This is a genomic window from Lacrimispora sp. (assembly GCF_036758025.1).
GTDB lineage: Bacteria > Bacillota > Clostridia > Lachnospirales > Lachnospiraceae > Lacrimispora.
This window is the reverse complement of record NZ_DAIOXM010000003.1, coordinates 100,874-121,179: the sequence shown is the minus strand read 5'-3', so window position 1 is coordinate 121,179 and position 20,306 is coordinate 100,874. Positions and strand designations below refer to the sequence as shown.

The following is a 20,306-nucleotide window of genomic DNA, read 5'->3' as shown; positions in this document are numbered from 1 at the left end:
TCACACCATAAACCGATTCGGTCAATAATGTTGTTTTAAAAGGAGAATATATGGAAAAATTTAAAGAGCTTACAGAAGAAAAGCAGCAGCCCATTATTGAAGCAGCCTTAAGGTGTTTCGGCAAACACGGGTATAAAAAAGCATCCATGAACGATATTGCTCAGGACAGCGGAGTATCCAAGCCCATGCTGTTCCACTATTTCGGGACAAAGAAAGATCTGTATTTATATCTGTCGGAATATGTGAAAAAAGTGTTGCTTGAGGGTTATATGTCTAATGAGATTAAAGCATGTGACGATTTCTTTGAACGCATCATTGCAGCTTCCAAAGTGAAAATGGGCATACTGGAAAGGTGTCCCCATATATTGATCTTTATCATCAGCGTGCTTACGGAAACCGATCCTGCAGTCAGAGACATTGCAGGAACAATCACACCAGATGCACAAAGGTTCTCCAATAACCTGGTGATAAAAGAAGGTGACAGGAAAAAATTTAAAGAAGATGTGGATATTGACATGATCTTGCGCACCATATTCCTTTTAGCAGAGGGATATGCCCATGAAGCCTGTACCGGGCGATGTGATTACAGTACAGTTGCTGAAGAACTGGAAAAAATTATGTATATGCTGAAAAACAACTTATATAAGGAGGAATACCTGTAATGTTTATACTGAAAATTAATGATAAAGAAGCGGCTTCTCTCAGCCTGTCAGGCGGCAAAGGCGCAAGCCTTTCCAGGCTCTCCCGGCTGCCCCTGGCAAACGTGCCTCAGGGATTTATTATCACAACGGAATTTTTTAAAAAGTATATTTCCCCTGTGGTGGAAGAGGCACAGGGTAATATCAAAGCAGCCATAGCCGCAATGACTTTGCCTGCTGAGGCGGAAGAACTGATTGAATCCGCATATATTGACATGGGGGACCAGGTTTCCGTTGCCGTCCGTTCGTCTGCCACAGCAGAGGATTTGCCCGACACTTCCTTTGCAGGCCAGCAGGACACTTATTTAAACGTTTCTGGTCTGGAGGCCCTAAAAAAAGCGGTGATTGGCTGTTTTGCGTCTTTATATAATGACCGGGCGGTTTCCTACCGCTTAAAAAACAAGTTTGATGAAAGTGAAATCCGGATGGCGGTAGTTGTCCAAAAGATGGTGGATGCAAAAGCCGCTGGTGTTATGTTCACCGCCGATCCAATGACTTCAGATCGGTTTACCATGGCCATTGAAGCGGTGGAGGGCCTGGGTGAAGATTTGGTTTCCGGACATAAAACTCCTGTTACGTGGACCTTCCGGGACAGCATAAAGCAGAAGAGCGGCGGCACTGCCTTCCTGACCAAAGCCCAGTTAACCACCCTTATAAACATTGGGAAAGAGATTGAACGCGAATATGGCTGTCCTCAGGATATTGAATGGTGTTTTGACGGCAGACAATTTCATATTGTTCAATCCCGGCCAGTCACCACATTATTTCCCTGCCCTCCTTCTCCTGATGGATTCAAACGCTGTTTCATCTCTGTCGGCCACCTTCAGATGATGACCGATACCATGCTGCCCCTTGGCATATCCTTTTGGAAACTGATGTCAAAAACTGTGAAGGTTACGGAAATCGGCGGCAGGCCCTACATGGAGATCACCCATAATCTGAACAGTCCGGTAGGTAAGGCACTGGTGCGTCAAAAGCTGTCCAATTCCGATGAACTGATGGACAGTGCATTCAATCAGGTCTTATCCAGAAAAGATTATATCAGGTCCATTCCCAAAGGGCAGAAAAGTGAATTTTCCATACCCAGGGACATTGGAAAAATCATTCTGGGAGGATTTAACGTATACCGGAAGAATGATCCGGCTATTATTGACGGCTACAATCGGCGCATGGAAGCAAAAATTAATAAGGTAAGAAAGGATCTTTCAAAACTAACCGGCAAAGCGGTGATTGACTATATTATCAAGGACACGGATTATTTAATGAAAAGCCTCTTTGACCCGGAAGGCATGGGACCGCTTATGGTTGCGTTCTATCTGACAAAATCCATTGATAAAGCAGGAAAGGACCTGCTTGGACGGGACCATATAAGTGCTGATGTGTCAAAATCCATAAAGAACAACATCACCTCGGAAATGGGGTTTTACGTCAGCCGCATAGCCGACTCAGCCAGGGAATTTCCTGAGGTTGTGAACTATCTGGAAACCGCAGGGGATCTATTCAGCCTGCGCCAATTGAGGGAAATACAAGGCGGAGCAGAAACTGCCAAAGCCTTTGAAGCCTTTTTCTCCCGGTACGGAATGCGCTGTCCCGGAGAAATTGACATCGCAAAGCCACGGTTTTCCGAGGATCCGTCTAAAATTACCCCCACTGTGCTGGCTGACATAAAGCTTCCAAAGGGCCATGCCGAGCAAAAATTTTTGCAGGGAAAGCAGGAAAGTGATGAAGCAGTGAAATCCCTCATTTCCGCCGCCAGAAAAAAATGGGGCATAAAAAGGGCAAAGAAACTGGCAAAGCAGCTATCCTTTTTCCGCAACTTTTCAGGTCTGCGGGAATCCCCCAAATACTACTGGATGAAACGGTACTGGGAGTATAAACAGGCCATTATGCGGGAATGCGAAAAACTTGTCCTTGCGGGACGGCTGAGATCTATGGAAGATATCCTCTATCTGCGCCTTACGGAGCTGGGCCGTCTGCTGGCCGGGGAATACCAACCTGATTATGAAAAAATTGACAGGCTGAAGAAGGATTATGAAAAGTATGCCTCCCTGACTCCTCCCCGCCTGATCTTTTCCGACGGAGAGGTTGTGGAAGGAGAATATAAGCGTGAGGTTCCCAAAGGAGCGCTGCCCGGGCTTGCCGTATCCAGCGGCGTGGCACAGGGACGGGCACGGGTTATTCTCGACATAAAAGAAGCCGGGAAAATAGAAAAAGGCGATATTCTTGTAACAAAATTTACCGATCCAAGCTGGACTCCTGCATTTATATCCATCAGCGGGCTTGTTACGGAAGTGGGCGGAATGGCTACTCATGGTGCGGTTATCACCCGGGAATACGGTTTACCCGCTGTTGTAGGTGTATCCGATGCCACAAAACTCATCAAAGACGGGGACCTGATTCGGGTAAACGGCGACATGGGGTATGTAAAATGTATCAAGGGATGAAAATAAGTTTCATAAATCTTTGGACATATTGAAAAAATAGTGCAACAAGGCTAGAATAATATTAAGTAAAATATTATGCAACATTTCTTCCGGCTTTACAGAGAGGAGAAGAAATACATGAAAGGTTTACTTGTAAGGATAGACAGTTATATGCAAGATGCCGGGGAAGCGGAAAAAGAGCTGATAAAAAGGCTTCATAAAAACCCTGAATCTGTTCTCCGAAAAAGCATTAAGGAAATTGCCAAGGAAACTTATACTTCCCCGGCAACGGTTGTAAGGCTTTGTAAAAAGCTGGGCTGCAAGGGCTATAAAGATTTTCAGAACACCTTAGCCTATGAAGTCGCCTTATTCCGGGAAAGCAGAGAAATTGCTTTTGAGAAAATCACACGGGAAGATTCCATGGAAGACATTATTTATAAAGTCACCAGGAAAAACATTGAATCCCTGGAAACCACTCAGAAGCTCATTGAACCAAAGGTTGTGGCAGAATGCGTAAAGCTTCTGGAAAACTGCAGGACCGTCACCTTATTCGGTCTGGGAACCTCCCTTTTAGCGGCAAGAGACTTGTACTTAAAGCTTCTTAGGGCGGACGTCATATGCAATGTCTGCGATGACTGGCACACTCAGCTATTGGCCGCCAGGAACTTAAGAAAGAATGACCTGGCCATTGCCATCAGCTATTCCGGTCTTACAGATGAAATTCTTCAATGTGTAAAAGAAGCAAAAGGTAATGGAGCAAAGGTAATCGCCATAACCAGGGCTGTGGAATCCCAGCTGGCGGAAGAAGCTGATTTTGTCCTTCCTGTAGCGGCAACAGAGCTGATATACCGCAGCGGTGCCATGTCCTCCCGCATCTCGCAACTCAATGTAATAGACATCCTTTTTACGGCTTATGTGAACAGAAATTATGATCTGTGCATGAATCAGTTTTCAAAAAACCAAATACAGAAGAAAGGAAAAAAAGAGCATGATTGATTTGTCAATTCTGACAACAGAAGCCCGCAACCCGGATACCATGAATCTGGATGAAATGACTCCTCTTGAAATTGCGTCTATTATGAACCAGGAGGATGAAAATGCAGTAAAAGCCGTGAAGGAGGTGCTTCCCCAGGTAGGAACAGCCATTGAATGGGCAACAGAAAGTCTGAGGGAAGGAGGCCGCATCATATACATTGGAGCAGGTACCTCCGGGCGCCTGGGAGTGCTGGATGCAGTGGAATGTCCGCCCACCTTCGGTGTCTCCAGGGAAATGGTGGTAGGCTTAATTGCAGGAGGAGAAAAAGCCTTTGTGGAAGCTGTAGAAGGTGCTGAGGACAGCGAAACCTTATGTGAAGAAGAATTAAGGGCAATCAACCTCACCTCAAAGGACATTGTCATCGGCCTGGCTGCATCAGGCAGAACCCCCTATGTGATCTATGGCCTTGACTATGCAAATCAAGCCGGCTGCCATACGGTAGCCATTGCATGCAATAAAGGGTCTGACATCGGAAAAACAGCAAAGCTGGCCATTGAGCCTGTAACCGGACCTGAGGTTCTGACCGGTTCCACCCGGTTAAAAGCAGGGACCGCACAGAAGATGATTCTCAACATGATATCCACCGGAAGCATGGTAGGAATCGGCAAGGCATATGAAAACCTCATGGTAGATGTAAAGCAGAGCAACGAAAAGCTGGTGGTAAGGTCCCAGAATATACTGATGACAGCCACAGGCTGCAGCCGGGAAGAGGCCAAAGAGGCATTAAACCAGGCAGAGGGGCATGTTAAAACTGCGGTCATCATGGTTTTATCAGGCTGCGGGCCCGATGAGGCGAGACAAAAACTGTCACAAGCCGGAGGAAAGATCCGGGAAGCTTTGAAATTCTTTTGAACCACCGAAACCTAAATATAAAGGAGGGCTATCATGAATTACAAACAAATCAGTGAACAACTATTAACCCTGCTTGGAGGAAAAGCCAATATAACCTCCAATGCCGCATGCATGACAAGGCTTCGTGTCGGCTTGAGAGATACATCTAAAGCTGACATAGAAGGAATTAAAAAAGTAGAAGGTGTTCTGGGAGTGGTGGAAAGCGATACGCTCCAGATCGTCTTCGGGCCGGGAAAAGTAAACAAGGTTCTGGACGAATTTTACAAGCTTACGGGACTGGCAAAAGGCCAGGCTGAAAACGGACCGGAGCCGGACATTAACGAGGTTGCAAGGGAAAACAAGGAACTCCAAAAGTCCAAATACGATAAACCCCTGCAAAGATTTTTAAAGAAAATTTCCAATATTTTCGTAGCCCTGCTTCCCGGTATCATTGCGGCCGGACTGATCAATGGTATCTGCAATGTTATTAACTTTTCCACTGACGGAGCACTTTTAGGTGTATGGTGGTATCAATGCATCCGAACCATGGGCTGGGCCATGTTTGCCTTCCTGCCTGTTTTAGTGGGCTTCAATGCGGCAAAGGAATTCGGCGGTTCAGGAGTCCTTGGAGCCATTGCAGGAGCCATGTTCATTGCAAACCCTGCTATGCCCCTGCTGACAAAAATAAATGACGTTCCTATTCTTCTCCCAATTACCAATGCAGCATTTAATCCGGCGGCCGGCGGCCTTTTAGCTGCTCTGATTGCAGGTGCGTTTTTTTCCTTTCTTGAAAAAAACATCAGAAAGCATATGCCGGATTTAATTGATACTTTTATCAGCCCTCTTTTGGTTCTTATCATAGGCGGCATCATCGCATTGCTGGTAATCCAGCCTGTTGGCGCAGCCCTGACAAAAGTAATTTTCGCAGTTCTGAGCTTCGCATATGAAAAGCTGGGCATTGTGGGAGGATACATCTTATCCGCAGGCTTTCTTCCTCTGGTAGCAGTAGGACTGCATCAGGCATTGACCCCGATTCACTCTTTATTAAATGATCCTGCCGGCGCAACAAAGGGCATTAACTACCTTCTTCCCATCCTTATGATGGCAGGCGGCGGCCAGGTTGGTGCAGGCATTGCATTATATGTAAAAACAAAGAATGTGAAGCTGAAAAGATATATCCGCGACTCCATTCCTGTAGGAATTCTTGGAATCGGAGAACCTATGATGTATGCAGTAACCCTGCCTCTTGGCCGGTCCTTTATCACTGCCTGCATCGGTGCAGGATTCGGAGGTGCCATTGCAGCCCTTATGCGTCTTGGTACCGTATCCCAGGGAGTTTCCGGCTTATTCGGTCTTCTGATCGTTCAGCCCGGACAGCAGATGGGCTACATAATTTCCATGCTGGTGGCTTATGCCGGCGGCTTCGTGGTAACGTATTTCTTCGGAGTGGATGAAGACCGAATCAATGAGGTGTATGGAAAATAAATGAATACTGGAATCTCACTATACTTTTCAAATGGAACGGATAAGAACCGTCAGTTAATTAAAAAAGCAGTGGAATGCGGAGTGAAGTATGCCTTTACTTCACTCCACATTCCTGAAGAAACCGGTGTGGATTACTCTGGGGATATTCAGAAACTGCTGGGAGCCTGTAAGGAAGGCGGACTAAACCTGATGGTGGATGTGGGGCCGGAAACCTTTAAAAAGCTGGGAACAGAACATTTGGAGGACTTAAAAGAGCTTGGAATTACCCATGTCCGCCTGGATTACGGCTTTGATGCAAAAGAAACAGTATCCATTTCCCAAAACTTTTATGTGGTGTTCAACGCTTCTACCATTACAGAAGAAGAGATTTTGGTATGGAAACGGTATGGAGCCGACTTTACCAGATTTGCCGCATGCCACAACTTTTATCCAAAACAGTTCACGGGCCTTTCCCTTAAGCAGACAAAAGAGGTGAACCAAAGGCTGAAATATTTAGGCTTTACCACCATGGCTTTTGTTCCGGGGAATTCAGAACTGAGAGGCCCCTTATTTGAAGGTCTTCCCACTGTGGAAGAACACCGGAACCGAAAAGAAGATGTGCTTTTTAATATGCTGGAACTCTATTATGAAGGGCTCTGTGATGTGGTCTTAACCGGCGATGTGAATGTGAAAGACAAAGACTGGGCGGATATCAAGTGTCTGAGTCATGATTATGTAGAACTTCCATCGGATGTCCTCCCCCCCTATGAATTTGTGAGAGACATCATCCATCATGACAGGCCGGATTCCAGCCAGTATGTTTTCCGTTCCCAGGAGTCAAGGCAGTATAAACAGAACATCAGGCCGGAGGGAGAAAATCAGGCTCAGATCAGAAAACAGGGAAGCATCTGCATTTCCAATGAACATTATTTAAGGTATATGGGAGAACTTGAAATTTCCAGAACAGACCTTCCCGGGGAATCCAGGGTTAACATCATAGGTCAGGTTCATGATACCCATATAAAATATCTTCCTTATATTCAAAAAGGGCTGGGAGTAAAGCTGGTATAATCTTTGCCGCTGGCAGAGCTCTTTCCGGATAACCGTAAAAAATAGAGACTTAGGATATTGGGAAATTTTAAAACAAAAATCAGGGAGGAAATCCGGTTTATTGGATTTCCTCCCTTTCACATTCTTTTAACAGTACTCTCTCCGCCCTCCGGCATCAAGAATTCCCTCTTCCTCCCGGTATTTTGCAACCGTGCGCCGGGAAACAGAAATCCCCTGCTCCAAAAGCTTTTCGCTGAGAAGGCGGTCACTGTATGGCTTTTGCTTATCTTCCTGACTGATAATCCCCTGAAGAACCCGCTTGATATGGCTATTGGTCAAGGTCTCCTCCTGCTTTACCGCATTTCTGGGAAAAAAGAAGCTCATGGGATAGACTCCCCAGGAACACTGGAGGTATTTCTTGCTCACTGCCCGGCTGACTGTTGATTCATGAACTCCCATGGCCTCTGCCACCTCGGACATCTTTAAGGGCGACAAATAATTGGGCCCTCTGGAAAAAAAGCCTTCCTGATATTCCAGAATCCATTTTGACACCTGCATCATGGTTTTAGCCCGCTGGGCAATGCACTGTTTAATCCACTGAGCCTGACGGATCTTTTCATCCAGATATTCTTTTACTTCTTCCGACTCAGCATGGTGATTCATCTGACTGTAATATTGGTTAATCTCAATTCCCCCGTATGATGATTCATTCATCAAAATTTCAAAATGGTCTTTAAATTTTACAATGGTAACATCAGGAATGATATACCGCATCTGCTGACGGCTTCCAAAGGAGGTGCCTGGCTTGGGATTCAGCGATTTGATAATCTGGCAGTATCCTGCCGCCTCCGCAGAAGACAGCCTCAGCTTTCTCGTTATGGAAGGAATCTTATTTTTTGCCACCATTTCCAGGCACTCATCAATGAAACGGGAAAGGACCGGGGACAGCATTTGGCGGCTTTTTAACTGTAATTTCAGGCATTCCTCCAGACTGCGGGCACATACCCCCGCAGGCTCTAAGATCTGCAGCTTTTCCAGCAGCCTTTCCACCAAAGATTCTTCTGTCCTGAAATAAACGGAAATATCATAAACCGACTCCGTTAAATATCCTCTCTCATCCAGACTCTCCAGCATGAATGTAATGATTTTCTTTTCAAAAGAAGAGAAATCCTCCAGAACCAACTGGGACCACAAATAATTCTGAAGGGTTTCTCCTTCATCAACCGTATAATTCCATTTGTCTTTAAAAGAATCCTCATCTCCGCTCTGCCTGTGATAGAGGTAATGGTTTTCTTCCCCAGTTTCCGGCTCCGCCACATCAATAACCGGATTTTCCAAAGCCAGTTCATTGATGTACCGGTCAAGCTCCTGAGCAGTCATCTGGAGGATCTTTGCAGACTGTATCATCTGAGGTGATAAGGTTTGCGCTTGTTTTGTCTGCAAATCCAACTCCATGGGTTCCATTCCTCCCTTTCAACATATCATTCCTGTTTTTGTCCCTATCTAAATTTCCAGACCCTTTGTATACAATTTATATGCTTCTGCCTGTGATAAATCCACATCAGCAAGAGTAACCGGATCACCCTGTTTCACATCCCGGAGTAAAACCATGCCATTGAGCAGATAAAACGGCGCCAGATTTTCAACTGTCCCTCTCTCAATCAATTGAGGGACCAGACCCTCGATGGCATGGTGGTGTCCGTGAACAGAAAGAACCGTTCCTTTGGGCAGATCCTTTTCCGCCGCACCTGCCATAACCGTTACCTGACGGCATTCCGGATGGGTGCCGATTTCCATAAAATCTCCCAATAAAATGGATACCGGAGTTTCAAGGCCCATGTAGTGATAAGGATAATAAATACAAGCATATTTGCCATTTTTACTCATCACATGGCCCTTGCCTCTTAAAATATCCCACATTTTTTCATTTTCACATCTGACCACAATAAATTCGCCTCCGCAGAAGCTGGCCTCGTCCGTACCTCTCAGATTGTAGAACACATCCACGACTCCCGTCTTTTTCAGGATGCCTCCCTCTTCCTCCGGAATAAAAATATCCGCAAGCTCACTGATTTTAGCAATTGGATAATTTAAAAACGGGGCTGCGGGCACCAGTCCGGTGATGTTTGATACCAGATTCATCTCGCAAAGGTCTGCAGAAATGACTCCCGTATACTTTTCCAGCATCTTTCTCCGCTCTTCTAAGGTTTCCCTTCTCTCATACTTCCAGTGCTTCAAAAGCTCAGGCAGACTTTCACTTGCCCCGCTTCCATCGGTATAAGTGAACTCTCCTGTTTCCCTGTCCCATACAAAATCGTATTCACTGGATTTTCCGGCAGCCACTACCTCCAGGCCCAAAAGCTTTGCCCAGGAATAAAGATCTAATAAGTTACGGGGCTGGTCACCGTTTACCAGGGCATAAACCGCATTGTTTTCGACAGCCGCCTGGTTGAACACCGGGCCGCACACGCTGTCAGTCTCTTTGGAGACCATGTAAACATTAATGCCTTTTCCAAGGGCTAAAAGGGCCGCATCAGAGCTTACCGCAGTATTTCCGGTGCATTCCACAAGAGCCGTAATTCCGCATTCCATAACAAGGCGGTAATCGCTGACAATAAGAATGTCATCTTCCCCTGCGCCCTCAATCTGTTCCCTGTTTTCACAGAAAACAATCCTTCCTTCATCATATCCTATTTCCTTTAATACTTCCAGACATTCTTCCGGATGTCTGGAGCAGATAACCCGCAGCTCCATGAGCCTGACCTTGGGAATCTGAGCCAGAAGTGTATAGCCGTACCCTCTGGTGGCTCCGATGATTCCTACCTTTGATTTCTTACCTGTACTGTCATTTAATAAATTTGTATAATCCATGCTATGCATTTCTCCTTTACTGGTATTCGTTATGTACCTCAGTTTTTCAAAATAATGGCAAATGGAAATTAAGGACGGAATACAATCTTGATTGCAGCGTCATCTTTATCAGCCAGATCAAAGCCTTCCTTAATGTCTGCCAGCTTAAATTCGTTGGTAATCAACGGTCTGATCTTTACAGAGCCCTGGATAATAGGCCGGAGTGTGTCAGGAACCCAGACATAGCGCTGCTGCCATGTGTGGTGAACGAGACAGGTATTTACAAATTCCAGGCCGTCATCATGCCATCGGCTGATGTTTAAGGTTACGGGAGTTGTTACCCAGCTATAGAATACGAACTTTCCGTTGTGGCGGATCAGTGCGCTGGCCGTGTTAAAGGATTCTGCCGTACCGGCTGCCTCCACCACTACATCGGCTCCCCGTCCCCCTGTCATAGCCATTACCTTGGCAACCGGGTCCTCTTCCCTGGAATTGATCACAACATCGGCTCCCAGAGACTTTGCCAGATTCAGCTTCCCCTCTAACACATCCACTACAACCACCTGATAAGCCCCTTTCAGCTTGGAACATTGGGCTATAATCTGGCCCGCATAGCCTCCGCCCATAACCACCACCACATCGCCAAGCTGTACTCCCGTATTCAGACCGGAATACATGGCACATGCGGTCGGTTCTCCAAGGGCAGCAATATCCATATCCAGACCTTCAGGAACAGGTTGAAGCTGAAATGCCTTTGACTTAAAATAATCGGCAAAGTTATTATTCCAGCCAAATGCGATCACCTTATCACCGGGCCGGTAATCACTGACACGGCTTCCTACGGCAACCACAGTGCCTCCGCTTTCGTGTCCCAGGAGGAATGGAAATTCCGGTTTCTGGCGGAATTCTGCAGTCTGAGGCGGCATAAAGCCCCTGTAAAAGCTTTTATCAGACCCGCAAATGCCCATCAAATGGTTTTTGACAATAATGTCATCCTCTCCGCATTCTAATTCACGTTCAATTAATTCAATATCATAAGCTTTATTTAAGCGCGCTGCTCTTGTAACAAACTTTTCCATTTGTTTCTTTCCTTTCTGTCATTCCAGCTTGTTTTTATTTACCCATATCAGATTACATGCAGAGCCACCAGAATACAGGTGCACACCGCACCGATAAATCCGGCTACTGTCGAAGCACCTCCTACGGCGCGGATACCCTGGTTTACATCCATATTGGACATGGAAACCGTTACCCAGAAGCCGGAAGAATTAGCATGCTTAAACATCAGAGCTCCCGTACCGCAGGCCAGAAAGGCTGCCACAGGAGAGATTCCCAGAGTCACTAACATAGGCTCTACCAATGCGGCTGCCGTCATAACACCCAGGGCATTGGAACCGGTAACCATATGGATAATGGCTGCAATCATAATCGGAATCAAAATGGCCGGGAAGGAAGACCGTACCACGGCCTCTGCAATTTTCTCAGCAACGCCTGCATTCTTTACAAAAACCGCCAAAGCACCGCCCATACCGGTTACAATGATGGGCATGGCTGCTGCCGTAATTCCTTCGTTCACCCAGTCATTTAACACCTTTTTACTCTTCCATTCCTTACCGGCTAAAAGCAGGGAAAGAAGGCAGCCGGTAAATAATGCGGCCAGAGGGCTTCCGATAAATGCAAAGAGATTTGCAGCCGGTGTACCCGGAATAACGACCGACGCAACGGTGTTAGCCAGGATTAAAAACAGAGGAAACAGGATGGGAAGCAGGGATTTGGAAAGGGAGGGAAGCTTCATATCGTCAGTTTCCCTGGCCGATACTAAAAATTCTTCCTTGGGGGCAACAGGAGTCTTCAAAGTCATGCAATAGAAGGTTGCTCCGATTACGCTTGGAACGGCAACTATGGCTCCCCACAAAATTGCCTGACCTAAGGGTACATTCAGCAAAGCCGCTGCGGATACCGGTCCGGGAGTAGGAGGAACTAAAGAAGCAGTTACCAAAGCGCCCACATAAAGAGCCGTACCATAGCTCATCATGGATTTCTTGGTCTGGACTGCCAGAAGGGATACGATAGGAATTAACAAAATTACTACCGTATCAGCCCAAATCGGAATACCTAAAATGGCGGAGCTGAGGGCAATGGCCCAGATTATGTTTTTTTCACCCACCAGGCCAATGGCCCATTTGGTAATGCGGATTGCCGCACCGGTCTTTTCCAGCACCGTCCCCATGGTGCAGCCTAAGAAAATGACAATAGCCACACTTTTAATGGTTCCGGAAAAGCCTCCGTTGATGGTGTCTTCAATTTCCTTCCACGGAGTTCCCAAAGCCACTGCCAGGATTAAAGCAGAGATCAGGATGCCAAATGCTGCGTTGACTTTGCACTTGGAAATAAGTACAATCATCAGCACAATCACAAAGGCAAAAACAGTAAGTACATAGGATGTTGACATAGATGAACCCTCCATTCATAATTTTCTGACAGACATTTCCTTCTGCCAATTTTTGATACTGTATTAAAAAGCAATGTTCATGCCAACCTGATAACTATTTCTTGAAATAAAACAAAATATTTATAAACATTGTATAAAGTGTGGTATATTAGAGAATTTAAAATTTGTATGAAAGGAAGAATATGGTTGCAAATCAAAAAAGTGATGCAACAAATGCAGCACATTGCATCACTTTCACTTTACGAAATGGTCAGATTTGATATTTTTGCATCTTACGCCACAAGGTGGTGCGGTCCATGCCAAGAAGCCGGGCGGCGCGGGTTTTGTTGCCTTTGCATTGCTCCAGAGCAAAGCGCAGCTTTTCAGGTTCATCAAGTATGTCTTCACCCTGATGGAAGGCACTGGTTTGGGAAAAGGAGGAAATTTCAAGATCCTGTGGATAAAGAGCCTCCTGTAAGTTTTTTTTGGTGATAAAGTCCCCGCCTTTTAAGACACTGGCCCGTTCCGCTATATTTTTCAGCTCCCGGATATTTCCGGTAAAGGGATACTGGCGAAGAAGGGGAAAGGCATTGGGGTCCAGCTTTGGAACTTTGGTTCCGGTTTCCTGGCTCTGTACTTCCAAAAGATGAAGAAAGAGAACCTCCACATCATTTTCACGGCTGCGAAGGGGAGGGAGGAACAGGCGGAGCACATCCAGGCGGTACATCAAATCCCTGCGGAATTTCCCCTGTTCAGAAAGCTTCAGTATGCTCTTATTGGTTGCAGAAATAATGCGCACATTGACATCAATCACCTTATTATCTCCCAGCCGGCGAACCTGCCTCTCCTGCAAAACCCTCAGAAGCTTGCTCTGAGTGGACAAGGAAATTTCACCGATTTCATCCAGAAATAAAGTGCCCCCGTGAGCCTGCTCAAAAAGCCCCATTTTTCCGCCCTTGCTGGTTCCGGTAAAAGCACCTTCCACATAGCCGAACAGTTCGCTTTCCAGAAGGTTTTCCGGAAGTGCGGCACAGTTAATCGCTACAAACGGGCCGTTTTTCCGGCTGCTGCCGTTGTGGATGCTCTGGGCAAACAGTTCCTTGCCTGTACCTGTTTCACCTACAATAATTACATTGGAATCAGACTCAGCATAACGCCTGGCTGTCTCAATGGTCTGGTCTATGATGGCACTTTCGTGGATAATGTCCTGAAACGTATATTTAGCCTGATGTCCCCCTTCACTCAGCTTCCGCCGTATCCGGCTTTCCAGATCCTGAATCATGGTGATATCAGAAAGATTGATTACAACCCCGGAAATCTCCTTATTGGCAATGACCGGAGTGCAGCTTACGGACACCGTGGTTTTGGTTCCCGGAATGGTGAGGATTTTTCCTGTCTCCTGCTGCCCGCTGGCAATTACAGAGCAGAAAATTTTATAAAGATAAGGAAGAGCCTGCTTTAAGGGCTGGTTCATCAGGCTGGCATCTCCGTTCATCTGGCGGATGACCCGGTTGCGGACCTGAATAACGCCTCCCGCATCCACATACAGCAGACCATCCTTGGAGGAATAAATAATGGTCTTATACATCTGGGAATTAATCCGCTCATGGCGAATCCGATCCACCGTATTAATGGCTTCATCAATAGCCCGCAGAATGGTATCCTCTCCGGTTCTGATGATGACCGAAGGCAGGCCGTTGCGGCGGGCTAGAATATTGGCGGAATACCCGCCGATCAAAGCATCACATCCTGCATCCATGGCCTTTTTTAAGGTTTTTGGCAGCCCTTCATGATGGACAGGGGCATAAACCTCCGCGCTGATATGAAAAAGGCGGCAGATACTTTTCACTTCATACATCTGTCCGCTGAATCCAAAAACCGCAATTTTTTTCGGATGGTAAAGCTCGCAGCATTCAGAAATCGCCCGTACCATATCATATCCTGAGATGGACAGCCTTATGGTAGGAATCTGTGTATATTTAGATAAGGTCTTCCGGGCAGTATAGCCTCTGGCAATGATGGCATCGTACTCATCTGCCGGAACATCCGGTGTTTCCTCCACCGTCATCACCTGAATATGGGCATTGAGACGCTTTCTTTCCGTATGATTGGAAAGAACGTGCTCAACTTTTTCTTTTAGTTCAGGATAGGGAACAATAAATAAAAGGCGAATCATAAGCCACCTCCATATGGATTAGAAAAGCAATAAGTGCTGCAACAGGTGTTGCATTGTTTATTGTACCGTATTGCCGCACCCAGGGTCAAGAAAAGAAAATGATCATTTACAATTCATAAAATATCAATGGATGTCCATAGAAATTTAAAAATAATAAAAAGTGAATCTGATGGCAGGATGGCATAAAACTTGCTGTAATATAGATTAAACAAATTAAAAAGCAAAAGAAGGGAATGATGATTATGGCAGTATTGGGATGCATTGCCGATGATTTTACAGGTGCCAGTGATGCGGCTTCCTTTATTGTAAAAGGCGGAATGAGCGTTCAGTTTTATAACGGAATCCCCGGGAACCAAAGCCCCGGTTCTGAGCCGGATAAAGCCCAGGCAATTGTTATTGCATTAAAATCCAGAACCCAGGAAACCGGCAAAGCCGTAGAGGACAGCCTGAAAGCGGCCCGGTTTTTACTCTCTCAGGGAGTAAAACAGATTTACTTCAAGTATTGTTCCACATTTGATTCCACTCCTCAAGGTAATATAGGCCCAGTGGCAGATGCCCTCATGGACCTTTTAAAAGCTCCTTACACGCTTTTATGCCCTGCTCTTCCGATCAACGGGAGGACCGTAGAAAATGGGAATCTTATGGTAAACGGTGTTTTTCTCCATGAAAGCCATATGAAAAACCACCCTCTTACCCCTATGTGGGAATCCAGAATCCAGAAACTGATGGAACCCCAGAGCCGCTATCCATGCTATGATCTCCTGCCGGAAGAATTAGAGGACTTCTCACCGGAAAGCTCTTCTGCAAAGCCATTTTATCTTATTCCGGACTATAAAACCCAGGATGACGGCGAAAAAATTGCCGCTGTATTCGGGCACCTCCCTCTTTTAACCGGAGGAAGCGGACTTTTAGAGCCACTGGCACGAATATGGACAGGAAAGCTTTCTGAAAAAGGAAGTATCCCGGAAAGCGGAACAAAAGGCAAGGCCCTTCTTTTGGCAGGAAGCTGCTCCAAGGCCACCCTGGATCAGATTGCCTGGTATCAGGACCAGGGAAATCCATGCTATAAACTTGATCCCAGGGCCATGATGGAAGGCCGTCAGACAGAGGAGGAGGCCTGGAGTTTTGCAGAAGAACACGGCAGCCATATAAACGGTGTTCTCATATACAGCTCCGATACTCCTGAAAAGGTGAAGGAAATCCAGAGCCTTGGAAAGGAAAGAACCGCCGCCATGCTGGAAGGTGCCGCCGCCGCACTGGCAGTCCGTGCCGTAAATTCCGGATATACCAGGATTATTTCCGCCGGAGGAGAAACTTCAGGAGCCGTTACAAAAGCACTTGGATTCTCTTCCTATTGGATTGGGGAAAGTGTGGCTCCCGGAGTGCCGGTTATGGTTCCTGCGGAGCGTCCGGATATCCGTCTGATACTAAAAAGCGGGAACTTTGGGCAGGAAGATTTTTTTCAGCGGGCCTTGGACATAACATTAAAACAGGATTAAAAAGTGGAAATCACTTGAGATTTGGAGGAAAATATGGACTTAATTCTAGAAGAAAAATTAAAAACAGCCTTATGGGCGGCTCACAGCTTGTTTGACCGGGGGAAAACTTCCGGCTCTTCCGCCAACATAAGCTTTCGCCATCATGATCATATTTATATCAGCGCCGGCGGCTCCTGTTTTGGAACCATGGAGAAGGAGGACTTTGCAGTGTTGAATCTGGATGGGACCTCTGTATCCGAAAAAAAGCCCAGCAAGGAGTGGCCTCTTCATCTGGCTCTTTACGAAAAGTCACCGGAGACAGGGGCGGTCCTCCATACCCACAGTACATATTCTATCCTTTGGAGCTTTGTCCCCTCTGATTCCGAACAGGACTGCATCCCGGACCACACTCCCTACTTGAAAATGAAGCTTGGTTCCGTCGGCCTGATCCCTTATGAAAAGCCCGGCTCAGAAGCACTTTTTTCTGCATTCCGGGAGCGGGTCAAGGAAAGCGACGGCTTTCTGCTGAAAAACCACGGCCCCATCGTGCCGGGCAAGACCATGATGGATGCCTTCTGCAGCCTGGAAGAACTGGAGGAATCCGCCCGCATTGCCTGGGAACTGTATCGGGCTGAGTTGGAATAGAGTTCAATAAAAACCTTAGGACTGAGCGGGCATACGGTTTTAAAATCACCTTGCCTTTTAAACTCATCGGTTCATCGTAATTATTTAATACAAGAAATTGATACTCCTCATTTACTTCATATTCCATATATCACATGTTGCTGGAACAGGATGATTTAAGGAAGCTGGCTTCCGTCCTCATGGCAATGGATTTGGATTTATCCGTAAAAGACGTTATGATGGAATATATCACCATATCACAGTAATTTATAAACTTATTGGGGAGCCGTGGCCGGTCAGATTAACAAAAATTTAATCTGCCTGTCCATGACTCCCCAAAATTATCTTTTTCATCGAATCTAATTTGCCACCCACTCCGTTTTGATGCACCAAAGACCGGCCTGCATATCTTCAAATTCCACCGGGCCTCCATTCTTGACCTTCTGGTCAAAGCGAAACAGGTTGTTCCAGCTGGCAGTCAGCTCTCTCTTTAGCTGAGGATAAAAGGGAGTCTCACAGACCTCCCCTTCATACGTTATCCCGTATTTTTCAAGCTTTTCCGAATATGCATCTTCCTCTTCCTTTGTCTTTCCCACGTATCTCAAATTCAGCACCTTATTCCAATCAGACATCCGGAAAAACACGGCCTCTTCAACCGGAACCCGAAGTTTCATCACCTGATACCCCGGATGCTGCTCCGTATACTGTTTATTGACAAATGTCCATATACCGGATTCCGCCTGTTCCGGCCTTTCCACTATGGAGGACGCCTGTCGGACATACCAGTGATAAGCGTTTAAAAACACATCCTTTACATCTCCGTACTTATCTTCAATGTATTTCATTTTTGCATAATGGCAATGGCCTTTTCTGATGAAGTCTGCGATTTTCTCCGGCTGAACCGTATAAAGCTCTATGTATCGATCTTTACAATCCATTCCTGTTTCACCTCCCAGATAATTCCCACCTTGGCAGGGCTCAGTTCAATGCCCTCATCATACAGCCTATCCCAGCTTTTTATGATCTTACTTTTCACACTGGGATAAAAGGGAGACATGTATGCGGTGCTGTCATCAATGCCGTATCTCTTTAGAAGCTCCTCATGCTCTCTTTCATCCTCCTGATCCTTTGGAATATACATATAATTAACGATACGGCCCCACTTATCCAGGTCCATAACAAACATTTTATCTGCATCCACCAGAATTTCAAGAAGCACGTTTCCTTCACTGTTTTGTATTTTGGATTCCTCTGTAACAGATACCCATATGGGATATCTGGCATCCTCCGGTATTTCCATAAACCTGGAAGCAGAATGATACAGCCAGTTGTAAGTATCCAGATATATTCCGGAATGCTCTTCCATTTTATTGATGATGTACTCTTTTTTTACAAGGTATCTTCCACTTTGCTCCAGGTCCTGCAGTATGTTTTTATGCTGTTTTGTCCATATCTTTACCTTCTCAGCCACTTTAATTCCTCCTTCTGATCCGTTGATCTTTAAGAGTCCGGCCCTCACTTCCTGTTAAAGCTTTGTAACCACCTTTAAATAGGAATCCATATGGGCCTGAAATGCAGCCAGCACCTGATCAAGCTGTCCAGTGCGGCAGGCATCTATGATCCTTTTATGTTCCTCATACTTTTCCATAATTGTTCCTAATGTGGAAATATCCCTGTTCATTCCTATAAGAAGCTGGAAAAACTGATCTTCTAAAATCTGGGCTCTGCGGAAACTGCCTGACTTTTTCCAGAAAAACTCATGAAAAGCCAGATCGCTCGCATTGAAAATAAAAACCTTCTCCTTGTTTTCAGTAGTCTGCTCCCTGTCCGGTTTTATCATTTCATTATTTAATGCTTCCAGGTAATTAATATCCTCTTCCTTCAGCAGCTTTTTTTCAAAAATAATTGTGAGCACCTGCATTTCAAGGGGAATTCTGATAGAAAAGACTTCCCAAATATCCTCATAACTCATTTCAAGAATCTGACTTCCCTTTTTAGGTAAAAATGACAGAATTCCACGCATATGAAGTTCCCTTAAAGCCTCTCTGATGGGAGCTCTGCTTATCTGCAGTTCTTCCGACATCTCCGCCTCAACTAACCTGTCCCCGCTTTTTAACTCCCCAGTGAGAATTTTATTTTTCACATAGGAGACTACGATCTCGCTTAAATTTGCTTTTGAATATGTGATCATATGATTAAATTTATCGTATGAATTATCTAACATCGGCTTACCTCTCAATATATTCTGTACCTCTAACAGAACATTATACTATAGATAGATGGCAAGTCAAATTAAGATTTAACATTTTGATAACATTTTTTTGCATATCCAACAAAAAGTTCCTGTGCCGGTGTCAATATCATATCTTTTTTCTGAACATAGAAGATATCCCTGTTCAGCTGCTCCGATTCAATTTCCACTATATTAATCCGGTTCATGTTCTCGTACACCTTTGCTGCGACTCTGGATACAAATGAAATGCCAAGCCCCTGAGAAACAGCCTCCATAATTCCCTGGGTGCTGCTGAAATAAGCAATGACTCTCAGATCTTTTTCCAGAATCCCGTTTTTGCTGAGAAATCCTTTTAAAGCCTCCCTGGTGCCTGATCCCTGTTCTCTCATGATAAAGCTTTTATCTGTAATAAACCGGGAAGCCTCCTCAGCACTCTGCTTTCCTGTGTACTCCATATCTTTCGGCAATATTAAAACCAGCTGATCCTTGCACAGAGATGATAATTTGTAACGGTAGCTTTCAGTCTCAGTTCCCACAAAGCCTATATCATACTGATATTGGATCAGTTCTTCAAAAACTCCTCCGCTGTCTTTCTGGTACAAACGGAATATAATGTTTGGATACTCTTTATTAAAATCAGCAATCAATTGGGGCAGCATATATTGAGAAGGAACACTGGAGGCCAGAATATTGATTTCGCCTGCACATTCCTTTGAGTAGTTTCCCATTTCACACAACGATTGATCGCGCAGAGCAAGCATCTTCTGCGCATACCCATAAAAGTTTATTCCGGCTTTGGTGGGAAAAACTTTTTTCGTAGAACGGATAAACAGTTGGGTGCCAATTTCTTTTTCAAGTGCATTGATCTGGCTGCTTAATGCAGGCTGCGTTAAGAACAAGGCTTCTGAAGCTTTTGAAAAGCTCTGCAGCTTTGAAATCTGTACAAATGCTTCTAACTGTTTAAATTCCATAGGATTCCTTACTTTCTTAAAAATATAACCCGACAGCGCCT

17 protein-coding genes are annotated in these 20,306 nt (G+C 45.5%); 8 read left to right on the top strand and 9 right to left on the bottom strand.

Going from position 1 to position 20,306, the window contains the following annotated elements:
- The first annotated feature begins 50 nt into the window (after positions 1-50).
- The 6 genes from V7M78_RS04435 to V7M78_RS04410 all read left to right on the top strand — a co-directional run bounded on the left by V7M78_RS04435 (position 51) and on the right by V7M78_RS04410 (position 7,523).
- Positions 51-662, top strand: coding sequence for a TetR/AcrR family transcriptional regulator (locus V7M78_RS04435; protein ID WP_333646826.1), 612 nt, complete (start codon positions 51-53; stop codon positions 660-662).
- Positions 662-3,142, top strand: a complete 2,481-nt coding sequence (locus V7M78_RS04430) for a phosphoenolpyruvate synthase (RefSeq protein WP_333646824.1) — start codon at positions 662-664, stop codon at positions 3,140-3,142. The genes V7M78_RS04435 and V7M78_RS04430 overlap by 1 nt, the downstream gene beginning before the upstream one ends.
- 117 nt (positions 3,143-3,259) lie before the next feature.
- On the top strand, positions 3,260-4,117 hold the full coding sequence (locus tag V7M78_RS04425) for a MurR/RpiR family transcriptional regulator (protein ID WP_333646822.1): 858 nt from the start codon (positions 3,260-3,262) through the stop codon (positions 4,115-4,117).
- Entirely contained in the window at positions 4,110-5,009 is a 900-nt protein-coding gene (gene murQ, locus V7M78_RS04420; RefSeq protein WP_333646820.1) for an N-acetylmuramic acid 6-phosphate etherase, read from the top strand. The genes V7M78_RS04425 and murQ overlap by 8 nt, the downstream gene beginning before the upstream one ends.
- Positions 5,010-5,042: 33 nt before the next feature.
- Entirely contained in the window at positions 5,043-6,473 is a 1,431-nt protein-coding gene (locus tag V7M78_RS04415; protein WP_333646818.1) for a PTS transporter subunit EIIC, read from the top strand.
- Positions 6,474-7,523 (top strand): MupG family TIM beta-alpha barrel fold protein, encoded by a 1,050-nt coding sequence (locus V7M78_RS04410; protein ID WP_333646816.1) that lies wholly within the window; start codon positions 6,474-6,476, stop codon positions 7,521-7,523.
- 126 nt (positions 7,524-7,649) lie between these two features.
- Here V7M78_RS04410 and rpoN read toward each other — a convergent pair whose 3' ends face one another.
- The 5 genes from rpoN to V7M78_RS04385 form a co-directional block, all read right to left on the bottom strand.
- Positions 7,650-8,957, bottom strand: a complete 1,308-nt coding sequence (gene rpoN / locus V7M78_RS04405; protein WP_333646814.1) for an RNA polymerase factor sigma-54 — start codon at positions 8,955-8,957, stop codon at positions 7,650-7,652.
- Positions 8,958-9,005: 48 nt separating this feature from the next.
- A complete protein-coding gene (locus V7M78_RS04400; RefSeq protein ID WP_333646812.1) occupies positions 9,006-10,373 on the bottom strand; it encodes a homoserine dehydrogenase in 1,368 nt (455 codons plus the stop codon).
- 68 nt (positions 10,374-10,441) lie between these two features.
- Positions 10,442-11,431 (bottom strand): zinc-dependent alcohol dehydrogenase, encoded by a 990-nt coding sequence (locus V7M78_RS04395; protein WP_333646810.1) that lies wholly within the window; start codon positions 11,429-11,431, stop codon positions 10,442-10,444.
- 47 nt (positions 11,432-11,478) lie between these two features.
- Entirely contained in the window at positions 11,479-12,804 is a 1,326-nt protein-coding gene (locus tag V7M78_RS04390) for a GntP family permease (RefSeq protein ID WP_333646808.1), read from the bottom strand.
- Positions 12,805-13,054: 250 nt separating this feature from the next.
- Positions 13,055-14,959, bottom strand: a complete 1,905-nt coding sequence (locus tag V7M78_RS04385) for a sigma 54-interacting transcriptional regulator (protein ID WP_333646806.1) — start codon at positions 14,957-14,959, stop codon at positions 13,055-13,057.
- A gap of 242 nt (positions 14,960-15,201) precedes the next feature.
- Here V7M78_RS04385 and otnK point away from each other — a divergent pair, with 242 nt between their 5' ends.
- A complete protein-coding gene (otnK, locus tag V7M78_RS04380) occupies positions 15,202-16,458 on the top strand; it encodes a 3-oxo-tetronate kinase (protein WP_333646804.1) in 1,257 nt (418 codons plus the stop codon).
- 33 nt (positions 16,459-16,491) lie between these two features.
- Positions 16,492-17,082, top strand: a complete 591-nt coding sequence (locus V7M78_RS04375) for a class II aldolase/adducin family protein (protein ID WP_333646801.1) — start codon at positions 16,492-16,494, stop codon at positions 17,080-17,082.
- A gap of 338 nt (positions 17,083-17,420) precedes the next feature.
- Here the strand turns inward: V7M78_RS04375 and V7M78_RS04370 are convergent, their stop codons facing one another.
- The 4 genes from V7M78_RS04370 to V7M78_RS04355 form a co-directional block, all read right to left on the bottom strand.
- Positions 17,421-17,999 carry a DUF3841 domain-containing protein gene (locus V7M78_RS04370; RefSeq protein WP_333646800.1) on the bottom strand — a complete coding sequence of 193 codons (579 nt, stop codon included), beginning with the start codon at positions 17,997-17,999 and terminating at the stop codon, positions 17,421-17,423.
- A complete protein-coding gene (locus V7M78_RS04365; RefSeq protein WP_333646799.1) occupies positions 17,975-18,532 on the bottom strand; it encodes a DUF3841 domain-containing protein in 558 nt (185 codons plus the stop codon). Before V7M78_RS04365 ends, V7M78_RS04370 begins: the two co-directional genes overlap by 25 nt.
- Positions 18,533-18,586: 54 nt before the next feature.
- Entirely contained in the window at positions 18,587-19,285 is a 699-nt protein-coding gene (locus V7M78_RS04360) for a GntR family transcriptional regulator (protein ID WP_333646798.1), read from the bottom strand.
- A gap of 68 nt (positions 19,286-19,353) precedes the next feature.
- On the bottom strand, positions 19,354-20,265 hold the full coding sequence (locus V7M78_RS04355) for a selenium metabolism-associated LysR family transcriptional regulator (RefSeq protein ID WP_333646797.1): 912 nt from the start codon (positions 20,263-20,265) through the stop codon (positions 19,354-19,356).
- Positions 20,266-20,306: the final 41 nt, after the last annotated feature.

Excerpts from the sequence above, each read along its gene's own strand:
- V7M78_RS04435 (WP_333646826.1), top strand. The coding sequence starts at position 51 with ATGGAAAAATTTAAAGAGCTTACAGAAGAAAAGCAGCAGCCCATTATT.
- V7M78_RS04430 (WP_333646824.1), top strand. The coding sequence starts at position 662 with ATGTTTATACTGAAAATTAATGATAAAGAAGCGGCTTCTCTCAGCCTG.
- V7M78_RS04425 (WP_333646822.1), top strand. The coding sequence starts at position 3,260 with ATGAAAGGTTTACTTGTAAGGATAGACAGTTATATGCAAGATGCCGGG.
- murQ (WP_333646820.1), top strand. The coding sequence starts at position 4,110 with ATGATTGATTTGTCAATTCTGACAACAGAAGCCCGCAACCCGGATACC.
- V7M78_RS04415 (WP_333646818.1), top strand. The coding sequence starts at position 5,043 with ATGAATTACAAACAAATCAGTGAACAACTATTAACCCTGCTTGGAGGA.
- V7M78_RS04410 (WP_333646816.1), top strand. The coding sequence starts at position 6,474 with ATGAATACTGGAATCTCACTATACTTTTCAAATGGAACGGATAAGAAC.
- rpoN (WP_333646814.1), bottom strand. The coding sequence starts at position 8,957 with ATGGAGTTGGATTTGCAGACAAAACAAGCGCAAACCTTATCACCTCAG.
- V7M78_RS04400 (WP_333646812.1), bottom strand. The coding sequence starts at position 10,373 with ATGGATTATACAAATTTATTAAATGACAGTACAGGTAAGAAATCAAAG.
- V7M78_RS04395 (WP_333646810.1), bottom strand. The coding sequence starts at position 11,431 with ATGGAAAAGTTTGTTACAAGAGCAGCGCGCTTAAATAAAGCTTATGAT.
- V7M78_RS04390 (WP_333646808.1), bottom strand. The coding sequence starts at position 12,804 with ATGTCAACATCCTATGTACTTACTGTTTTTGCCTTTGTGATTGTGCTG.
- V7M78_RS04385 (WP_333646806.1), bottom strand. The coding sequence starts at position 14,959 with ATGATTCGCCTTTTATTTATTGTTCCCTATCCTGAACTAAAAGAAAAA.
- otnK (WP_333646804.1), top strand. The coding sequence starts at position 15,202 with ATGGCAGTATTGGGATGCATTGCCGATGATTTTACAGGTGCCAGTGAT.
- V7M78_RS04375 (WP_333646801.1), top strand. The coding sequence starts at position 16,492 with ATGGACTTAATTCTAGAAGAAAAATTAAAAACAGCCTTATGGGCGGCT.
- V7M78_RS04370 (WP_333646800.1), bottom strand. The coding sequence starts at position 17,999 with ATGGATTGTAAAGATCGATACATAGAGCTTTATACGGTTCAGCCGGAG.
- V7M78_RS04360 (WP_333646798.1), bottom strand. The coding sequence starts at position 19,285 with ATGTTAGATAATTCATACGATAAATTTAATCATATGATCACATATTCA.
- V7M78_RS04355 (WP_333646797.1), bottom strand. The coding sequence starts at position 20,265 with ATGGAATTTAAACAGTTAGAAGCATTTGTACAGATTTCAAAGCTGCAG.